Source organism: Escherichia sp. AM3 (genome assembly GCF_032029835.1).
GTDB classification, from domain to species: domain Bacteria; phylum Pseudomonadota; class Gammaproteobacteria; order Enterobacterales; family Enterobacteriaceae; genus Escherichia; species Escherichia coli.
The window spans coordinates 33,312-53,005 of the sequence record NZ_JAVUPQ010000023.1; the positions used below are offsets into that span (position 1 = coordinate 33,312).

A 19,694-nucleotide genomic window follows, 5' to 3' on the forward strand; every position below is an offset into this window, starting at 1 on the left:
CTTAGCCTGTGTAATCTCCCTTACACGGGCTTATTTTTTTATGCATAAGCCCTATCTCTGGTAACCGTCTTCCATTGACCACATCGATAGAATCCTCCTTCATAGCACGATGCCTTTCACTTATCGGCATCGTGCTCCCACAGGTTCCGGCTACGCACAGCCAGAACGCGCATATTTGACGCTTACCAAAAAATATTCTCACTCTCCACATTTGAATGTCAGACGAGCGACACCATGTAATCCTACACCTTCTGTCTTCAGCTCAACTATTTGCATTTTTTTGCCCTGAGTAACACAGAAATGAGTTGCATCATTTTTTACTATATTTTCTGCACCAGATATTCTACCCCTGGCTAAAGAAGCTTCGGCTTCGGTGTAGTATTGGTTATCGAGTTTACGCTGAATATTACTTTTATATGCAAGACCAAATTTACCGATACTTGTCTCATCATTATGCACAGCACAACCAGACATAATAAAAATACTAATTAATGATATAGCAGCTATCTTTTTCATCTCACCTTCCCCCATTAAATACCAACGACACTCTCTAGTGTTTAAATATAATAATGGCATGATTATTATAATTGAATAGGATTATAATAAATGTTCTGTACAACATTTCCTACATAAGTAGGAATTACGGACATTGAGGCCCTTCAGGGTAACTCCATGGGGGCTTTAATATATTATATTGAAGATGCCACTGTTTAGTTGAATATTAGGTATATGCTCTTTTTTGAAATTTATCGGTGGCAGCCGTTAGTATTCGCTGTCCCCATTGCAAGCTCCTGGTGGTAACCACTGAATCCTCCATACTTGAACTGACTTTTTATCCTCCGACTTTCATCCTGTTCTGACTCCACCTTTTGTTTTCTGCTCTACACTATCTACAGACCAATCATAAAGGCACATACGATCATGGCAGAATTTCCCGCCAGCTTACTGATTCTTAATGGCAAAAGTACTGACAATCTACCCTTGCGCGAAGCAATTATGCTGTTGCGTGAGGAAGGAATGACGATCCATGTGCGGGTCACCTGGGAGAAAGGCGATGCCGCACGATATGTAGAGGAGGCCCGGAAGTTGGGCGTCGCAACGGTGATTGCCGGTGGTGGCGATGGCACCATTAATGAAGTTTCTACGGCGTTGATTCAGTGTGAGGGGGATGACATACCCGCGCTGGGAATTTTGCCATTAGGAACCGCCAATGATTTTGCCACCAGTGTAGGGATTCCTGAGGCACTGGATAAGGCGCTGAAACTGGCAATTGCCGGTGACGCCATTGCGATAGATATGGCGCAGGTCAACAAACAAACCTGTTTTATTAATATGGCGACAGGCGGATTTGGGACGCGTATTACCACAGAAACGCCGGAAAAATTAAAAGCCGCGCTGGGTAGCGTCTCTTACATCATTCATGGCTTAATGCGTATGGATACTCTGCAACCGGACCGTTGTGAAATCCGCGGTGAAAACTTTCACTGGCAAGGTGACGCCCTGGTCATTGGTATTGGTAACGGGCGTCAGGCCGGTGGCGGTCAGCAATTGTGTCCGAACGCGTTAATTAACGATGGCTTGCTGCAACTGCGCATTTTTACCGGCGATGAAATACTTCCGGCTCTCATATCAACCTTAAAATCTGACGAAGATAACCCGAATATTATCGAAGGCGCTTCGTCGTGGTTTGATATTCAGGCACCACACGACATCACCTTTAATCTTGATGGCGAACCGTTGAGTGGGCAAAATTTTCATATTGAAATACTTCCGGCAGCGTTGCGTTGTCGATTACCACCAGATTGTCCACTGTTGCGTTAATCAAACTATTCTCTCTTGAACCAGGGAGAATCCGTAATGCCGGATGCGGTGTAAACACCTTATCCGGCATACAGAACAATACTACACCGTAATTAATTTTACCCGCGTCTTCTGCAATGCCAGTTTATCCACCTCTGACACAGCATCATCGGTAATAATAATGTCAATTTTTTCGATTGGTAGTACCTGATTAAAACCGCGACGGTTAAATTTCGATGAATCGAGAACGGCAATCACTTTATTAGCGGCTGTGACCATCGCACCGCTAATAGAATAACCTTCATTAAAGGTCGTAATACCATTAACCGCATCAATACCATCAGCACCGACAAACATTAAATCGGCATTAATATCCTGTAATGAACGCTCGGCAATGGAACCATGCATCGAGCGCGTTTTATGGCGGACCGTGCCACCACAGACGACCAGAGTAATGTCTTTATTTTCGGAAAGGGCAAACGCTGCCGGGAGACTGTTGGTAATCACCGTGATATTTTTGGCGGTCATTAATCCTTCGGCGATAAGCATTGTCGTACTTCCGCTGTCGAGAATAACGGTCATCCCTTCGTGGATCATTTTGACTGCCGCCTGCGCTATTCTGTTTTTTGGCGCGCTGGCGAGCTGAAATCGCTCTTTAAACCCGACTTCCTGGGTCTCGGTTTCACTATTACCAGACATTATTTTCGCCGCACCGCCATGAAAGCGCGTAACCACGCCTTTTTGTTCGAGAAAGCGCAAATCGGCACGGATTGTCGCTTCCGAGGCAGCAAATACTCCCGCCAGATCCTGAACAAGCACGGTTCCCTGTTCATTCACTAATTGGATGATCTTATTCCTTCGCTCGAATGAATTCATCGTCATTTACCCATATTCAATTGTGGCTAGTGTAAACGAAGGGGGACCATTGGTGAATGATCTGTTTTGCACAATACCGGGCCAGCATCACGCTGGCCCGCGGTTTCAGGGAATGAGCAACACTTTGCCCGGCATAGCATTACGAGCGATGTCACGCACCGCCTGGGCGAAGCTTTCAAAGCTTCCACGGTGAGCGATTAATGGCTCCAGGCTTAACTTACGTTCTGTCAGCAACCGGCTCGCCGTTTCCCACTCCTGCCCCGGCCAAGGGCTGGAGTAGTTCATCCAACTGCCGATAACCGTCAGCTCTTTACGCAATATTTTGCCAAACGTTGCCGATGTTAAATGCAGATCCTGATGCAACGTGCCCACCAGCGCCAGTTGGGCATGAGGACCGGCAATCTCTACCGCCAGTTCGACAGTTTGCGGTACGCCAGCCGTCTCGAGGATAAGCTGATTAAAGCGCAGTTCGCGTAAAACGCTCTGCATTTGCGGCGCGCTCATTTCGCTACTGTTAAATGTTTGCATCGCACCGAAAGATTTTGCCAGTGCCAGTTTTTCTGAACTAATGTCGATCGCCGTCACACTCTTTGCTCCCAGCGCGACAGCGCACTGAATGGCCAGCAGGCCAATGGTTCCGGCACCAATAATAATAACGTTTTTATTCTCACAACCTTGCGCTAAATGAAAAGCATGCAGACCAACGGTAATCGGCTCAATAAAAGCCCCATCCTCAATAGGCATATCCGTGGGTAGAGCAAAGACATTTTTTCGCTTAACGACAATATATTCAGCAAATCCACCATCACGCCGCGAGCCAATAAAATCATATTTTGCGCACTGGGAATAAAACCCTTTCAGACACTCTGGACAAGTAAAACAGGGTAATAACGGCACACAGGCAACCGCATCGCCAGGGTGTAAATCATCAACACCGGATCCCACCGCATCAATATAGCCGCTAAATTCATGGCCTAACGTTATTGGATAATAATGTGCACCATTTTTAAATATCCTGGGTAAATCGGAACCACATAAGCCCGAGCTGGCAATTTTTACCCGCACCTCATCCTGATGTTTAATTTCAGGAATGACGCTTTCTGCAACGCGCACGATACCATCAGTATCATTCACCACTGATTTCATAAAAACTCCTGATTGTTAAGGGGGATAACCTCCCCCTCAGGTAAAAATTATTCTGCGAGAACGACTTTCTCTTGTTTAATAAAGCCACGCGCTCTACGCCAGGTCATGAAAATACCGGTCAGATAAATTGCACCGATAATAATGAAACCGGGAATATTTTGCGGGGAGAAAACCTGAATCAGTAACCAGGTAATGGGAGAACCGCCCTGATCCATTGAAGCCACCATACCCCCGGCTTTTAACGCCCCAGCATTAGCCGCCAGTTGGGTGTGCAAACCAATAGTTTGCGTCGCGATCCACAGGGTGATGCTCATAATGATGACACCCGAGATTAAGGTGCGGAACAGATTTCCACGATGCACGGCGACCGCCATCGCCACGAAGAAGCCGATGGTGGCAAGATCGCCAAACGGCAGCACCTGATTACCCGGCACACAAACAGCAATTAAAATGGTGAGTGGGATAAAAATCAGGCTTGCCGATACCACCGCCGTATGTCCCAGCAGCAACGCCGGATCAAGGCCAATCAGGAACTCCTGACCGCCGAACTTCGCCTGTAAACGACTACGAGCCTGCTTAGCGATGGGCGTTAAACCATCCATGATGGGTTTAATCACCCGTGGCATTAGCAGCATCACTGCCGCCGTTTTTACCGCCAGCTGCAATACACCTTTGACATCGTAACCCGCGAGGATGCCGATAATCAGCCCCATCACAAAACCCACGGTGACAGGCTCGCCAAATGGACCAAATTTGCGCTGAATATCGTCGGCGCTAAATTTAATTCGGTTAACGCCTGGGATTTTCTCGATGATAGCATCGACCAGCACCGCAATCGGCCCCATATACGCCGACGTACCGTGCGGAATAGCAATACCTTCCAGCTCAAAGAAATTTCGGGTATCGCGGGCAAACCAGTCGCCGAGCTTATAAACAAACGCCGCGTGAATTACCACACCTGCCATCCCTATCATCCATGAACCGGTTGCCAGATGCAGCAACGCGCCGGTGAAGGTCATATGCCAGATATTCCAGATATCAACATTTACCACCCGCGTCATACGGGTCAGTAACATCGCCACGTTAACCAGAATCGCAATCGGAATCGCCACCAGCGCAATTTGCGACGCCCAGGTCATTGGTGAAGAGCCCGGCCAGCCAACATCGACCACATGCAGATTCAGGTCGAAATTTTCCGCCATCGCTTTCGCCGCCGGGCCAATGGAATCCAGCATTAAGCCAATCACAAGGCCAATGCCAACAAAGCCAATCCCGATATGCAGACCCGCTTTAAAGCAATCGCCTGCCTTCATGCCTAATATTTTAGAAAAAATAATGATGACAATCGGCAGCATCACCGTAGGGCCGAGGTCGAGAATATAACGCATGACTTCTGAAAACATAGGTCACCCCTGTAAGATAGTCAGAATTTTATTTTGTAATGCTTCGATACCGATACCAGAAATAAAAGGCATGCCGTGAACTAACGGAATATCGCCAAAACTACGATCCACTTTGGCAGTGGTGCATATCAAATGCACACCATCCATATAGGTTTCTATTTCATTAACCCGACACTGGATTAATTCAACAGGAATATTATGATTCTGACACAACTCTTTAATTTCTTCCGCCGCCATCGTAGAGGTCGCAACCGCGCCTCCGCAAGCGACAATAATCTTGCGTTTCATAAATAGTCCTTTTTATTGTTACAGAGGGATTTATTCGTCTGAATCTAAAACATACTTTGTGAAGTATTCCTTTAACTGGGTTTCAGGAAGAGTGATTAGTGTCTCGACGATATCGGGCTGTTGTAACTTGCCAAATAAACAGCGTAAAAGTTTCAATTGCTGCTGCGGATTTTCCACAATCAACGCAATAACCAACGATACCGCCACGTCGTTATCATCATCCGCTTGCTGAAAATGAACTTTATTTGTTGGCCTTAACAGATAAATGGCTGACGACTTAGCATGAATCGCCTCACAATGCGGTATTGCAATAGCGTGCTGCTCAAGCATTATCCCGGTAGGGAATTCTGCTTCTCTGGCAATTAATGCCTGTGGCCAGGTATCATGAACCACACCTTTGGCGAGCATCTCATTACCGATATGGGTTAAAACTTCGCTACGATCGACAAAAGAAATTCCGCTACGAACAAACAGGTTAGTCATATACCGTCCTTATTCCGCACAGCCGTAGCGATAGGCGCGCAAAACATCATAAATTTTATCCATAATCAGCTGATGCGGTATTGCTGATAATTCCCCGGACTGAATGCGTTCAAATTGTTTGGGAAGATACTGACTAATCATGCCCAGTGGGATGTCCACGCCTTCAAGATTCACCATCATCGTATCGACGCTATTTTTAATCCGACTATGCGGCCAGTAATAACGAATACGATCCGACAGGCTGTAACGAATATCCAGTAATGAATCGTTAAAACCCGTACGATAATATTTTTTCCAGTATTGCGGTTCGTCGAGCATCACTTCTTCAATTACCGCCAGGCAACCGCTGCGATTTTCAGGGGCGATAAGTTCCTGCTCAATTTGTGCCAGTGCAAATATCGCCTCGCGTAAAGCAAAGGTTAATGCGGGACCGACTTTCAATATTGCAAAGTGATCGCGGACTAATTCCCAATAAGCCGTCCGGGTCTGGTAATCGGTAGAATGTGCTTCATAAACCATTCGGGTGTTTTCTATCCATTGCGCCAGCGGCTGCGCTTCCTGCGGCTGATAATGGATAATATTGCTGTGATCAAATTCCACACCCGGCTGCACCACGATGGCAATCACACGTGTTAACGCCTCTGTCAGCCCACGGGCAATAAAGGCCTTTTGATGCGTACGTAAAGTATTGGCGGCATCTTCAACATGGGTGATGTGTACTGACTGAATGGCGCTGGCCTCACCGCCCGGAACCGGAACTTCGGTGCCAATGACATAGCTCAGTTGCTCACGCTGGCAATCTGTCGCCACACTTTCCGCAGCAAAGCAAAGCACAGCAGCTCGTTCCGCAACCGTTTCTGGTGCTAACGGTATGGGATCCCCCGCGCAGGACATTGACGCATCAAGATGAATTTTACTGAAGCCGGCACGAACATATTCCTTTACCAGCTCGACGGATTTTTCCATCGCCGCATCCGCATTTTCTTGCTGCCAGCAGTTTGGCCCCAGATGATCGCCGCCGAGAATAATGCGTTCGCGTGCAAACCCAACTTTATCGGCAATCGTAAAAACAAATTCGCGAAAGTCTGCCGGTGTCATTCCGGTATAACCGCCAAATTGATTGACCTGGTTTGACGTTGCTTCAATCAGCACTTTGCGCGTGCTGTTGCGATCAAATGCCAGCGCCGCTTCGATAACCAACGGATGGGCAGAACAGACTGAACATATGCCGATATGTTCACCAGCTTTATGCCGGGCAATTAACGTTTTCATGTTTTTTCCTTGTTAAATGGCAGGTGCGTTATGCCCTGCCCTCGCAGCCACAATCGGCAATCACTTTGCTCACCACATCGCGCATTGCGGATTTAGCCGACTGCAAATAATCCCGGGGATCGGTCGCTTCAGGGTGCTCGGTCAGGTAATTTTTTAACGCCTGCGAGAAGGCATTTTTCAGCTCCGTTGCAACGTTGATTTTGCATATCCCCAGTTTGATGGTTTGCTGAATATCCTTAGTCGATAACCCTGACGCGCCATGCAGCACCAGCGGTAAGTTCACCCACTGGCGAATGTTCTCCAGTCTAGAAAAATCAAGCGCCGGTGCGCTGGCATACATCCCATGAGCCGTGCCGATGGCGACCGCCAGGGAATCAATTCCGGTTGCCTCGGCAAATTCACGCGCCTGAGCGGAGTTGGTGTACAACGCATCGGCTTCATTGACTTGCACATCATCTTCCTGGCCGCCAAGTTGCCCCAGCTCCGCCTCGACGCTGACATCAAAGCGATGGCAAAAATCCACCACCTCTTTGACCCGTGAAATATTTTGCGCAAAAGGCAAATGCGAGGCGTCAATCATGACTGAGCGCACGCCAGAACGAACCTTCTGAGCGATATCGTCAAATTTCGTGTGATGGTCGAGATGAATTGCCAGTGGATGGTGATATTGCTTCGCCATCGCGCTGACCAGCGCCAACAGATTTTCTGTACCAGCATGAGTAAATGTGCCAGGCGTTCCGGCGATGATGACCGGCGCATGCAGGTTGGCAGCGGTTTCTACCACCACTTGCATCGTTTCGAGATTGTGAATATTGAATGCCGGAACCGCATAACCGCCGCGCTGTGCGTTGTTCAGCATCTGCTTTGTCGATACCACGTACATTTTCATATCCTATCGTTTGTTTTCGATTTCAAAATATAATGAAATTATTTGTTTTTAAATATCGAGATAACGATCATAAAAACGACAATATGAAAATTGTTCGAGGAGTGAAAGGCAAAAAAACGGCCTCCCGATAGGGAAGCCGTAGCAAAGTGCGCGTGTTTTTATGCCGGATGCGGTGTAAACATACGTGGCAGTGCTATGTAGGCATGATAAGACGCTTCAGCGTCGCATCAGGCATAGGTTGCCGGATGCAGCGTAAACGCCTTATCCGTCCTACGGGGTGGTGTTGTTCGTATAAGGCGTATCAGGCGATAGTAATTTTGCTATCGAGATAAACGTCCTGCACGGCGTTAATCAGTTTCACGCCGTCAGCCATCGATTTCTTGAACGCTTTACGTCCAAGAATCAGCCCCATTCCGCCAGCGCGTTTGTTGATAACCGCAGTACGCACTGCATCACTGAGGTCAGTTTCACCGCCCGCAGCACCGCCGGAGTTTATCAACCCAGCCCGGCCCATATAGCAGTTAGCTAACTGATAACGCACCAGATCAATCGGGTTTTCGCTGGTTAACTTGCTGTACACGCGATCGTCGGTATAACCGTAATTAATCGCTTTATAACCGCCGTTATTTTCCGCCATTTTCTGTTTGACGATGTCCGCGCCAATGGTCGCCGCCAGATGGTTCGCCTGACCAGTCAGGTCGGCGGAAACATGGTAATCAACGCCATCTTTCTTAAAGGCGGAGTTACGCAAATAGGCCCACAGCACTGTCACCATGCCCAGCTCGTGCGCACGTTCAAAAGCCGCAGAAATTTCTTCAATCTGGCGACGTGACTCTTCCGAGCCAAAATAGATAGTCGCACCAACCGCAACCGCGCCCATGTTGAACGCCTGCTCCACGCTGGCATACAGCGTTTGATCGTAGGTATTCGGGTAACTTAGCGTCTCGTTGTGATTAAGTTTGACGAGGAATGGAATGCGATGCGCATAACGCCGCGATACCGACGCCAGCACGCCGTAAGTTGACGCCACACAGTTACAGCCCGCTTCGATCGCCAGTTCAACAATGTTTTTCGGGTCAAAGTAGAGCGGGTTAGCAGCAAATGAAGCTCCGGCAGAGTGCTCAACGCCCTGGTCAACCGGCAGAATAGAAAGATATCCTGTGCCAGCCAGACGCCCGGTGTTGTACAACGTCTGCATATTACGTAACACCGCAGGCGGGCGATTATTGTCAATCATCACGCGGTCTACGTAGTCATGTCCGGGGAGATAAAGCTGGTCAGAAGGAATAGTCATACAACGGTGCTGTAAAAGGTTGTCGGCGTCTTTGCCAAGCAACTGCGCAATATCTGTCATTACTATGCTCCCGTAAATTCCGATTGGATATCGGCTATGGATTTTCCTGGCCCGCCTTTTGCGGGCAATCATAATCCTGGTCGTTACGGGCGAGTTTTTCCATCTTTTGGATGTTTTTTCAGCGTTTTCTGTTGGCTCGATTCATCAGAAAAAATGTTAGCGCGGTCAAGTTTTCACCGCAAAGGTATTTAAAAGGTATTATTAAGTGGTATTGTCATCGCGTACCTTACATTACCTGTCATGAAGGAATTAAAAGATGAAAACAACAGCAAAGCTGTCGTTCATGATGTTTGTTGAATGGTTTATCTGGGGCGCGTGGTTTGTGCCATTGTGGTTGTGGTTAAGTAAAAGCGGTTTTAGTGCCGGAGAAATTGGCTGGTCGTATGCCTGTACCGCCATTGCGGCGATCCTGTCGCCAATTCTGGTTGGCTCCATCACTGACCGCTTTTTCTCGGCGCAGAAAGTGCTGGCGGTATTGATGTTCGCAGGCGCGCTGCTGATGTATTTCGCTGCGCAACAGACCACTTTTGCCGGGTTCTTCCCGTTACTGCTGGCCTACTCGCTAACCTATATGCCGACCATTGCGCTGACTAACAGCATCGCTTTTGCCAACGTGCCGGATGTTGAGCGTGATTTCCCGCGCATTCGTGTGATGGGCACTATCGGCTGGATTGCCTCCGGTCTGGCATGTGGTTTCTTGCCGCAAATACTGGGGTATGCCGATATCTCACCGACTAACATCCCGCTGCTGATTACCGCCGGAAGTTCTGCTCTGCTCGGTGTGTTTGCGTTTTTCCTGCCCGACACGCCACCAAAAAGCACCGGCAAAATGGATATTAAAGTCATGCTCGGCCTGGATGCGCTGATCCTGCTGCGCGATAAAAACTTCCTCGTCTTTTTCTTCTGTTCATTCCTGTTTGCGATGCCACTAGCGTTCTATTACATCTTTGCCAACGGTTATCTGACCGAAGTTGGCATGAAAAACGCCACCGGCTGGATGACGCTCGGCCAGTTCTCTGAAATCTTCTTTATGCTGGCATTGCCGTTTTTCACTAAACGCTTTGGTATCAAAAAGGTATTATTGCTTGGTCTGGTCACCGCTGCGATCCGCTATGGCTTCTTTATTTACGGTAGTGCGGATGAATATTTCACCTACGCGTTACTGTTCCTCGGTATTTTGCTTCACGGCGTAAGTTACGATTTTTACTACGTTACCGCTTACATCTATGTCGATAAAAAAGCCCCCGTGCATATGCGTACCGCTGCGCAGGGGCTGATCACGCTCTGCTGCCAGGGCTTCGGCAGTTTGCTCGGCTATCGTCTTGGCGGTGTGATGATGGAAAAGATGTTCGCTTATCAGGAACCGGTAAACGGACTGACTTTCAACTGGTCCGGGATGTGGACTTTCGGCGCGGTGATGATTGCCATTATCGCCGTGCTGTTCATGATTTTTTTCCGCGAATCCGACAACGAAATTACGGCTATCAAGGTCGATGATCGCGATATTGCGTTGACACAAGGGGAAGTTAAATGAAAACAGAACGTATTCTCGGTGCTCTTTATGGGCAGGCGTTAGGGGATGCGATGGGGATGCCCTCCGAGCTTTGGCCACGCAGCCGCGTTAAAGTACACTTTGGCTGGATTGACCGTTTTCTTCCTGGACCAAAGGAGAATAACGCGGCCTGTTATTTTAACCGCGCCGAATTCACCGACGATACCTCGATGGCGCTGTGTCTGGCGGATGCGTTACTGGAACGTGAAGGCAAGATCGATCCGAATCTGATTGGGCGTAATATTCTCGACTGGGCGCTGCGTTTCGACGCCTTTAACAAAAACGTACTTGGTCCGGCCTCGAAGATTGCGCTTAACGCCATTCGCGACGGTAAACCCATTGCTGAACTGGAAAACAACGGCGTGACCAACGGCGCAGCGATGCGCGTCTCGCCATTAGGTTGTTTGCTTCCGGCGCACGATGTTGATTCCTTTATTGATGATGTGGCGCTGGCGTCCAGCCCGACCCATAAATCCGATCTGGCGGTTGCAGGCGCGGTAGTCATCGCATGGGCGATTTCTCGTGCCATTGACGGAGAAAGCTGGTCAGCGATTGTAGATTCACTGCCTTCAATTGCGCGACATGCACAGCAAAAACGCATCACTACCTTCAGCGCCTCACTGGCAGCACGTCTGGAGATTGCGCTGAAAATTGTGCGCAATGCCGACGGCACCGAATCCGCCAGCGAACAGCTTTACCAGGTCGTTGGCGCAGGTACCAGCACTATTGAGTCCGTTCCGTGCGCCATTGCGCTGGTTGAACTGGCACAAACCGACCCGAATCGCTGCGCCGTCCTGTGCGCTAACCTTGGCGGCGACACAGACACCATCGGCGCTATGGCGACGGCGATTTGCGGCGCGTTGCATGGCGTTAACGCTATCGATCCTGCATTAAAGGCGGAACTGGATGCGGTAAATCAGCTTGATTTCAACCGCTATGCCACAGCGCTGGCGAAATATCGTCAACAACGGGAGGCGGTATGAGCGGCGCTCGATTACACACGCTGCTGCCTGAATTAACCTCGCGTCAGCCGGTGATGGTCGTCGGCGCGGCGGTCATTGATGTGATCGCCGACGCTTATGCCCTCCCCTGGCGTGGGTGCGATATCGAACTGAAGCAGCAGAGCGTTAACGTTGGCGGCTGCGCACTGAATATTGCCGTGGCGTTAAAGCGCCTCGGCATCGAAGCGGGTAATGCCTTGCCGCTCGGTCAGGGCGTGTGGGCGGAGATTATTCGCAACCGGATGGCGAAAGAGGGGTTAATCAGCCTGATCGATAACGCCGAAGGCGATAACGGCTGGTGTCTGGCGCTGGTTGAGCCGGATGGCGAACGCACTTTTATGTCATTCAGCGGTGTGGAAAATCAGTGGAATCGCCAGTGGCTGGCGCGATTAACCGTTGCGCCTGGCAGCCTGCTCTATTTTTCCGGTTATCAACTGGCCTCGCCCTGCGGCGAATTGTTAGTGGAATGGCTGGAAAAGCTGCAAGACGTGACGCCGTTTATCGATTTTGGCCCACGTATCGGCGATATCCCGGACGCATTACTGGCGCGGATCATGGCCTGTCGACCTTTAGTATCACTCAATCGTCAAGAGGCTGAGATTGCCACCGAACGTTTTGCTTTATCCGCAGAGATAACAACACTTGGCAAGCAATGGCAGGAGAAATTTGCCGCGCCGTTGATCGTTCGTCTCGATAAAGAGGGTGCATGGTATTTCAGCAACGACGCTTCTGGCTGCATTCCGGCATTTCCAACGCAAGTTGTAGACACCATTGGGGCGGGCGACAGTCATGCAGGTGGCGTACTTGCCGGGCTGGCCTCTGGTCTGCCACTGGCGGATGCCGTATTACTGGGCAATGCAGTGGCGTCGTGGGTTGTCGGGCATCGGGGCGGTGATTGTGCGCCAACGCGCGAGGAACTACTCCTCGCACACAAAAACGTATAGATCGCTGCGACAGTGGCTAATGCTGTACTCAATAGGCCGTTGCTGTTGGTCAAGCGCCACTTGCTTGATCACCAGCACCGGTATTTTGCTATCTAACTGAATATGTGACTGAAACTCGGCATCCGGCATCCGGGCGCTAACGCAGGAACGTGTACGTTGTGGGTAAATGTGCTGGCTGCGGAAATAGTCATAAAGTGAAATCCCGATGGCATCAACATCATGAATTAAATGCGCCGGAACCCACGATTCCTCAATCGATACCGCTTCTTCATCGACATAGCGAATACGCTTAAGCAAAAAGACATCACTTCCTGCTTCGACCGCCAGCTGCTGCGCGACTTCTTCGGGACATTTCACGACACGCTTGTTAACCCATAGCGTATCGGGCTTTTTCCCGCGCAATACCACCTGCTGAGAAAAACCTCGCGCTTCTTTCAACGAGTATTCGAAGATGTTGTTGATCTGCGTGCCGTAACCGCGCGAACGCGTCACCACACCCTCTTCTTCCAGCGCCTGCATCGCCTTGCGCACCGTAATGCGCGAAACGCCGGTTAACTGACTTAAATCACGCTCACCGGGCAAAATATTGCCATGCTCCAGCACCCCGCTGCGCACGGCATTTTTTACCGTTTCGGCAAACTTAATATAAAGCGGCGTGTTATCCGCAGCTAAAATACGCTCGTTCAGTTGGGCAATCAGCTGGGTATGCGCTTGTTCCATTTGTCTTTTTCCTGCCAGGGAGTCTGGTGGGAGTATATCACTGCTTCTTATTTAAGGCGTTTCTTTAATCCCATCAACCAATCCCTGCAACTCCTCCACCGTGCCATTAAACACATTAAAATCCACCGGACCATTGATGCCATCTACCTGTCCACGGTCGGAATGCTGCCAGAAGCGCCAGGCCATTCCGTCATTGTCCGGACGACGTTGATAATAGTGAGCCACCCACCACGGATATTCATTAAAATAGCCCGCCAGATTCGTGTGATAAAAAACGGCTCCTGAGTAAATAATCGGCTTTTTTCCCGTGCGTTTTTCTACCATTTTTAGCCACTGACTTACCCGCTTGCGTAATTCTTTTGCCGATAATTTTCCCCGTTCTTCTACGTCCAGCACGGCAGGGAAATCGCCTTGTGAGAAATCCACCGTTTGCAGAAATAATCGCGCCTGAACTGAAGCGGATACCGACGGGGAGAAATAATGATACGCCCCACGCAGCATGCCATTTTCGCGGCTTAGTTGCCAGTTACGCGAAAAATAGGGGTCCACCAGCTTTTCGCCTTCCGTCGCCTTAATAAAAGCAAACTGTAAGCGGATACCGTTGTCGCGCATTTTTGCCACCCGCTGCCAGTCGATCCGCTCCTGCCAGCGCGAAACATCTATTCCGTGAATGGTATAACTGGCAGGAATGCGAATTGCGAAAGATTTAACCGGGCGATAACCGTAGAAGTGGATGTAGTCTTTAATCTGAACTGCTGTCGAATAGAAAAAATTCACCGTCTGACGCGGATAAATTGCAATGATGGAAATTAGCCCAAGAGCGCATAATAGAGAGGTGAGTTTTTTTCGACTGGTAATTCTTAGCTGCATTGGTTTCATCCCTGAATGTCAGTGCCAAAGGCTGACAATAACCAAAGCAGCTATAGTACGGTGCTCACCACCAGGCGTGGAAGTGGTGAACCGGACCAATACCGTGACCAACTTCCAGCGTGTCGGCCTGGGCTAACGCCGATGAAAGCCAGCTTTTTGCCTCCTGTACGGTGTCAGCCCAGTTTGTATGGCGCGGGCGTAGTGCAGCCAACGCCGCAGAGAGTGTACAACCAGTGCCGTGGGTGTTTTTGGTCATAATGCGCGGTGCGGTAAACCGTTGTTCACCCTCGCGGGTAAACAGCCAGTCCGGGCTTTGCTCATCATCCAGATGACCACCTTTCATTAGCACTGCGCCACAGCCCATCGCCAACAGCGATCGCCCTTGTTCCAGCATTTCCTGTTCGGTGCGCGCGTGTGGCGCGTCGAGCAAGGCGGCAGCTTCGGGCAAGTTTGGCGTTATTAATGAAACCTGTGGCAATAATCGACTGCGCAGCGTAGCAACCGCCGAAGGTGAAAGCAGCGGGTCGCCGCTTTTTGCCAGCATAACGGTGTCGAGTACCACGTTTTGGATCTGATAACGTTGCAACCGTTCTGCCACCGCTTCAACAATATCGGTTTCCGCCAGCATACCGATTTTAGTGGTATCGATTCGCACATCGCTGAACACCGAATCGAGCTGGGCGGCGACAAAATCAGGCTCAATGCGATACACCGACTGTACGCCACGGGTATTTTGCGCCACCAGTGCAGTAATAACTGAGCAACCATAAGCGCCAAGTGCCGAGAAGGTTTTAAGATCGGCCTGAATCCCCGCACCACCACTCGGATCAGTACCGGCAATCGTCAGAGCGTTAATTCGTTTCATGCCTGCACCTCCTGCGTCAATTGCCAGAGCGCATCAAGGAAATGTGGAACAAAACTGCCTGGCCCCTCGCTTCTGGCGACTGCGCGTTCTCCGGCTTGTTTCATCCAGTGACAGGCAGATGCGACATTTTCCAGCGTATCGCCTGGTAACGCACAGCAGGCAGCGACAACCGCCGATAATGCACAGCCAGTTCCTACCACTTTGGTCATTAACGGATCACCACCGTGAATACCAATGATACGATGTCCATCGGTAACATAATCCATCTCGCCAGTGACCACGACGATTGCGCCAGTTTCCCGTGCCAGTGTTTGTGCAGCGGGTATCGCGTTAGCTGCGGCGTCAGTGGTATCCACTCCCCGTCCGCCATTAGCAATGCCAGCTAATGCCATGATTTCCGAAGCATTACCACGTATCGCTGCCGGTTTAAAAGATAAAAGTTCATGACAAAAATGGCGGCGATAATCGAGCGCACCCACCGCTACTGGATCAAGCGTCCAGGGTGTTTGAGAGCTTTTTGCTTGCTCAACGGCAGCACGCATCGCCTGAGCGCGTGGCTGCGTCAGTGTGCCAACGTTAATCAACAAGGCACTGGCGATAGCCGCAAACTGACTGGCCTCTTCGGTTTCGATAACCATCGCTGGCGATGCACCGAGCGCCAGCAAGGTATTGGCGGTAAAGGTTTGCACCACATCATTGGTCATGCAGTGCACAAGAGGGGAATGTTGGTGAAAAAGGTGTAACGCGTGCGCAGATTGCGCTGAACCCAGCAGGTCGACTTGCATAGTTTGCTCCTGCCATAACGTGAAGAAGCAATGACCTGGTGGTCCGTGACTTCCCTACGCTGGCATTATCCAGATCAGGTGATACGGGTATTTCTCAGCCTTCACGCAGAAGGGCACCCCGAGTCGTTTGGTTGCGATGATAAATCGCAGAGGAGGATGGTAATGTCCAGCGCACGCGTTGTAAACGAGGAAAAACGGCAGTTTTACAATCGCGTTAATAAATTATTTGATATATGAATCCAGCACCTTCAGAACGACATCCAGATCTTCTTCACGTTTTAGCTCATCCCCCTGGTGAACGATGTGTTCCGTCAGATGACCTTTAATCACTTCCCGCATCAGACCGTTTACCGCGCCACGGATAGCAGCAATCTGTTGTAAAACTGCAGCGCATTCGTGCGGCTCGTCGAGCATTTTCTTGAGCGCCACGACCTGGCCCTGAATCTTACTGGCACGCGCTTTCAGTTTCTGTTTATCACGGATTGTATGAGACATGGCAACACCTGGTTAACAAGAATATGAAAAATCATAGCACTATTAATCTACTGGGGGGTAGTATCAGGTACTGGGGGGGAGTAGAATCAGATTGCCGAATTAATACTAAGAATTATTATCATGACCGAATTTACAACTCTTCTTCAGCAAGGAAACGCCTGGTTCTTCATCCCCAGCGCCATCTTACTTGGTGCGCTTCATGGCCTGGAACCAGGGCACTCAAAAACGATGATGGCGGCGTTTATCATCGCCATCAAAGGCACCATTAAACAAGCGGTGATGCTCGGACTGGCAGCAACTATTTCGCATACCGCAGTGGTCTGGTTAATTGCCTTTGGCGGGATGGTGATCAGCAAGCGCTTTACTGCTCAATCAGCAGAACCGTGGCTCCAGCTGATTTCCGCAGTGATCATTATTAGCACCGCGTTCTGGATGTTCTGGCGTACCTGGCGCGGCGAACGCAACTGGCTGGAGAATATGCACGGGCATGATTATGAGCATCATCATCACGATCACGAACATCACCACGACCATGGACATCATCACCATCACGAACATGGCGAGTATCAGGATGCCCATGCACGAGCCCATGCCAATGACATTAAACGACGCTTTGATGGTAGAGAGGTCACCAACTGGCAAATTTTGTTATTTGGCTTAACCGGTGGCCTTATCCCCTGCCCGGCAGCAATTACCGTGCTGTTGATATGCATTCAGTTGAAAGCCCTGACACTGGGCGCAACACTGGTCGTCAGTTTCAGCATTGGCCTGGCGTTAACGCTTGTCACCGTAGGCGTTGGCGCAGCAATCAGCGTTCAGCAGGTCGCAAAACGCTGGAGCGGATTTAACACTCTCGCTAAACGCGCCCCCTATTTTTCCAGTCTGTTGATTGGCTTAGTCGGTGTGTATATGGGCGTACATGGCTTCATGGGCATAATGCGATAACTCAATCCTTTAGGCTTGCATGTTATCTTCAGCCCAGGATGATTCTTAAATCAGCTATTTCCGCTGACTCTCTGCTCGCTAAGGATGCTTTTAGGGCATCCTTTCATTTACACTTTTTACGAAATCATGGGATCACTAACAAAATATCGCTTGTCAGTTATATTGTATGGCAGGAAAGATATGCGACTGATATTACAGATCCCCAAAGTGGAGAGTTTATGACCATTAAAAATAAGATGTTGCTGGGTGCGCTTTTGCTGGTTACCAGTGCCGCCTGGGCCGCACCAGCCACCGCGGGTTCGACCAATACCTCGGGAATTTCTAAGTATGAGTTAAGTAGTTTCATTGCTGACTTTAAGCATTTCAAACCAGGGGACACCGTACCAGAAATGTACCGTACCGATGAGTACAACATTAAGCAGTGGCAGTTGCGTAACCTGCCCGCGCCTGATGCCGGGACGCACTGGACCTATATGGGTGGCGCGTACGTGTTGATCAGCGACACCGACGGTAAAATCATTAAAGCCTACGACGGTGAGATTTTTTATCATCGCTAAAAAAAGCCCCCTCATCATGAGGGGGAAATGCAGACACCTTGTTATTTTTTATTATTAGCCACTTGCTCGTCTTGCTTGTTATTAGTCGTATTTCACGTTGATTAATGCGGTTGCCTCCAGTGCGCCAGATTTAACTTTGTTTGTATCGTAGACGTAGTAACTGGCTGTTATCGGAATTGAAACCGTTGTATCTGTAAGTTTTGACTTCGCCGCAACTTCCTTTAAATTTGTATATCCTTTACTGCTGTTAGTGATATTTAAAAGTGTGACTGGCGAACCATTACTTTCAAGAATAAATCCTACGCCATTATCTTCCGCACCTTTCAGTATTGTGTTGCTGTTGGTTAACAAGTCAGAACTTGATAAATACACCTGCATTTTCCGTGATGTTTGATTTTGTTGACCTAATAAATTTTTACAACGCAGAATAATATCCCCTTGTTTACTATTTATTGTTGCTTTGTTACCTGTGGCTGGTAATTGTGAAACGGGAATACTGTCTAAAGTAATTAATAAATCGTCCGGTTTGCAGGTTGTGGTTATCGGGTTGTATGACAATGTCAGATTAAAGGAATAGACACCTGCATTTTGTGCCAATGCATTTCTGTAGCTATTTACACATGCATCCCATGACTTGCCACCTAATAAACACAGTAGAAATTGTACTGCGGCACTCCCGCGTGTCGATGATGAAGCACTGGATAATGTCGCAACACCATTAATCATCACTGAACCGCCGCCCCCCGCAGAAACATTCACTTTTGCATTACTGGCCGCAGGTGTCACCGTAACTGAATAACCACTGGTGAAACTGGTCTGATTATTTGACAACGTGATGTTGTTTTTATTGGTCCATTCAAAATGTAAATTTAATTTTATGGTATCGTTATAAAGTCCAACAATAATATCCGACGGGCTCATAGGGGTGATAGTATTTGTACTTACGCATGACGAATCATTAAAATTATGCTCATATGTCGCCATTTGTGTTTGAGTAAGTGCAAAATCCCCCTGAACAACCAAGTTGTGCTGAACAGATAACTCACTATAACATGCCGCATAGCTCACAGGCATAACCATCATCATTAATATAAATAGCATTATGCGAATTTCCATAGAACCACCTGACTATTACTGGCAAATATAATTTCTACTTTCATCAATCTCTTTACCGAAGGTGATTGTGCATGAAAGTCCTTGTTGCTTATCAATTGCCACATTAACCGATGGCGGTACTTCATTGGTGCGAATAAATAACTGACTTCCCTGGCCGACAACGCCAATATTATGACCATGGATATCATTGACTTCATAACCAAACGTTAATGATTGCCCATCTGCTCTTAACGTTTTTATAAACCATGGCTTGCGCTGGTAATGACTCCAACTTATTGATAGTGTTTTATGTTCAGATAATGCCCGATGACTTTGTCATGCAGCTCCACCGAT

Annotated in this window: 22 protein-coding genes, 1 pseudogene and 1 riboswitch; of the genes and pseudogenes, 6 read left to right on the plus strand and 17 right to left on the minus strand. The window is 48.9% G+C overall.

The features are described from left to right. Positions 1–198: 198 nt before the first annotated feature. The gene (gene yegR, locus RTW80_RS11220; RefSeq protein ID WP_001318299.1) at positions 199–516 is read right to left on the minus strand and encodes a protein YegR; all 318 of its coding nucleotides are present in this window, start codon (positions 514–516) and stop codon (positions 199–201) included. Positions 517–921: 405 nt separating this feature from the next. Here yegR and yegS point away from each other — a divergent pair, with 405 nt between their 5' ends. Next, entirely contained in the window at positions 922–1,821 is a 900-nt protein-coding gene (gene yegS, locus RTW80_RS11225) for a lipid kinase YegS (RefSeq protein WP_032247699.1), read from the plus strand. 81 nt (positions 1,822–1,902) lie between these two features. Here the strand turns inward: yegS and RTW80_RS11230 are convergent, their stop codons facing one another. The 8 genes from RTW80_RS11230 to fbaB all read right to left on the minus strand — a co-directional run bounded on the left by RTW80_RS11230 (position 1,903) and on the right by fbaB (position 9,511). Next, positions 1,903–2,676, minus strand: coding sequence for a DeoR/GlpR family DNA-binding transcription regulator (locus RTW80_RS11230; RefSeq protein WP_001295426.1), 774 nt, complete (start codon positions 2,674–2,676; stop codon positions 1,903–1,905). A gap of 105 nt (positions 2,677–2,781) precedes the next feature. Continuing rightward, positions 2,782–3,822: a galactitol-1-phosphate 5-dehydrogenase gene (gene gatD, locus RTW80_RS11235; RefSeq protein WP_000844219.1), complete on the minus strand. Its 1,041-nt coding sequence runs from the start codon at positions 3,820–3,822 to the stop codon at positions 2,782–2,784. Positions 3,823–3,869: 47 nt separating this feature from the next. Continuing rightward, complete coding sequence (locus tag RTW80_RS11240) at positions 3,870–5,225, minus strand: PTS galactitol transporter subunit IIC (protein ID WP_000490679.1); 1,356 nt, start codon at positions 5,223–5,225, stop codon at positions 3,870–3,872. Between the two features lie 3 nt (positions 5,226–5,228). Then, on the minus strand, positions 5,229–5,513 hold the full coding sequence (gene gatB / locus RTW80_RS11245) for a PTS galactitol transporter subunit IIB (protein WP_000823270.1): 285 nt from the start codon (positions 5,511–5,513) through the stop codon (positions 5,229–5,231). Between the two features lie 30 nt (positions 5,514–5,543). After that, entirely contained in the window at positions 5,544–5,996 is a 453-nt protein-coding gene (gene gatA, locus RTW80_RS11250) for a PTS galactitol transporter subunit IIA (RefSeq protein WP_000182899.1), read from the minus strand. Between the two features lie 9 nt (positions 5,997–6,005). Next, positions 6,006–7,268, minus strand: coding sequence for a tagatose-bisphosphate aldolase subunit GatZ (gene gatZ / locus RTW80_RS11255; protein ID WP_000853882.1), 1,263 nt, complete (start codon positions 7,266–7,268; stop codon positions 6,006–6,008). 28 nt (positions 7,269–7,296) lie between these two features. Next, entirely contained in the window at positions 7,297–8,151 is an 855-nt protein-coding gene (gene gatY / locus RTW80_RS11260; protein WP_063119239.1) for a tagatose-bisphosphate aldolase subunit GatY, read from the minus strand. Between the two features lie 307 nt (positions 8,152–8,458). Beyond that, a complete protein-coding gene (gene fbaB / locus RTW80_RS11265) occupies positions 8,459–9,511 on the minus strand; it encodes a class I fructose-bisphosphate aldolase (RefSeq protein ID WP_000129551.1) in 1,053 nt (350 codons plus the stop codon). 256 nt (positions 9,512–9,767) lie between these two features. On the opposite strand from fbaB, the gene RTW80_RS11270 reads away from it, so the two are divergent. Genes RTW80_RS11270 through RTW80_RS11280 form a run of 3 tightly spaced genes read left to right on the plus strand, consistent with a single transcriptional unit; the run spans position 9,768 to position 13,008 of the window. After that, a complete protein-coding gene (locus RTW80_RS11270; RefSeq protein ID WP_000858484.1) occupies positions 9,768–11,045 on the plus strand; it encodes a nucleoside permease in 1,278 nt (425 codons plus the stop codon). Continuing rightward, positions 11,042–12,046: an ADP-ribosylglycohydrolase family protein gene (locus RTW80_RS11275; RefSeq protein ID WP_063119233.1), complete on the plus strand. Its 1,005-nt coding sequence runs from the start codon at positions 11,042–11,044 to the stop codon at positions 12,044–12,046. Before RTW80_RS11270 ends, RTW80_RS11275 begins: the two co-directional genes overlap by 4 nt. Beyond that, a complete protein-coding gene (locus RTW80_RS11280; protein ID WP_032247696.1) occupies positions 12,043–13,008 on the plus strand; it encodes a carbohydrate kinase family protein in 966 nt (321 codons plus the stop codon). The genes RTW80_RS11275 and RTW80_RS11280 overlap by 4 nt, the downstream gene beginning before the upstream one ends. Here the strand turns inward: RTW80_RS11280 and RTW80_RS11285 are convergent. The 5 genes from RTW80_RS11285 to rcnR all read right to left on the minus strand — a co-directional run bounded on the left by RTW80_RS11285 (position 12,982) and on the right by rcnR (position 16,743). Next, on the minus strand, positions 12,982–13,728 hold the full coding sequence (locus tag RTW80_RS11285; RefSeq protein ID WP_032247695.1) for a GntR family transcriptional regulator: 747 nt from the start codon (positions 13,726–13,728) through the stop codon (positions 12,982–12,984). The two genes, RTW80_RS11280 and RTW80_RS11285, sit on opposite strands and share 27 nt — an antisense overlap. 51 nt (positions 13,729–13,779) lie before the next feature. After that, entirely contained in the window at positions 13,780–14,598 is an 819-nt protein-coding gene (locus RTW80_RS11290; protein WP_032247694.1) for a glycoside hydrolase family 25 protein, read from the minus strand. Positions 14,599–14,662: 64 nt separating this feature from the next. Next, complete coding sequence (gene thiD / locus RTW80_RS11295) at positions 14,663–15,463, minus strand: bifunctional hydroxymethylpyrimidine kinase/phosphomethylpyrimidine kinase (RefSeq protein ID WP_000822274.1); 801 nt, start codon at positions 15,461–15,463, stop codon at positions 14,663–14,665. Next, complete coding sequence (thiM, locus tag RTW80_RS11300) at positions 15,460–16,248, minus strand: hydroxyethylthiazole kinase (protein WP_001195564.1); 789 nt, start codon at positions 16,246–16,248, stop codon at positions 15,460–15,462. Before thiM ends, thiD begins: the two co-directional genes overlap by 4 nt. A 34-nt stretch (positions 16,249–16,282) precedes the next feature. Further along, positions 16,283–16,379: riboswitch (TPP riboswitch) on the minus strand. Positions 16,380–16,470: 91 nt separating this feature from the next. After that, the gene (rcnR, locus tag RTW80_RS11305) at positions 16,471–16,743 is read right to left on the minus strand and encodes a Ni(II)/Co(II)-binding transcriptional repressor RcnR (RefSeq protein ID WP_000019944.1); all 273 of its coding nucleotides are present in this window, start codon (positions 16,741–16,743) and stop codon (positions 16,471–16,473) included. 120 nt (positions 16,744–16,863) lie between these two features. Here rcnR and rcnA point away from each other — a divergent pair, with 120 nt between their 5' ends. Both rcnA and rcnB read left to right on the plus strand, forming a co-directional pair. Next, entirely contained in the window at positions 16,864–17,688 is an 825-nt protein-coding gene (rcnA, locus tag RTW80_RS11310) for a nickel/cobalt efflux protein RcnA (RefSeq protein WP_000134636.1), read from the plus strand. A 218-nt stretch (positions 17,689–17,906) separates the two neighbouring features. Beyond that, complete coding sequence (gene rcnB, locus RTW80_RS11315) at positions 17,907–18,245, plus strand: Ni(II)/Co(II) efflux transporter accessory subunit RcnB (protein WP_000153067.1); 339 nt, start codon at positions 17,907–17,909, stop codon at positions 18,243–18,245. 81 nt (positions 18,246–18,326) lie between these two features. On the opposite strand, the gene RTW80_RS11320 is transcribed toward rcnB, so the two are convergent. The 3 genes and pseudogenes from RTW80_RS11320 to RTW80_RS31330 all read right to left on the minus strand — a co-directional run. Beyond that, positions 18,327–19,361, minus strand: coding sequence for a putative fimbrial-like adhesin protein (locus RTW80_RS11320; protein ID WP_000405713.1), 1,035 nt, complete (start codon positions 19,359–19,361; stop codon positions 18,327–18,329). Between the two features lie 15 nt (positions 19,362–19,376). Continuing rightward, positions 19,377–19,619, minus strand: a pseudogene (locus RTW80_RS11325) (FimD/PapC C-terminal domain-containing protein); the annotation flags it as partial. 14 nt (positions 19,620–19,633) lie between these two features. Beyond that, the coding region (locus RTW80_RS31330; RefSeq protein ID WP_071528444.1) for an IS1 family transposase at positions 19,634–19,694 on the minus strand (61 nt) is incomplete at its 5' end.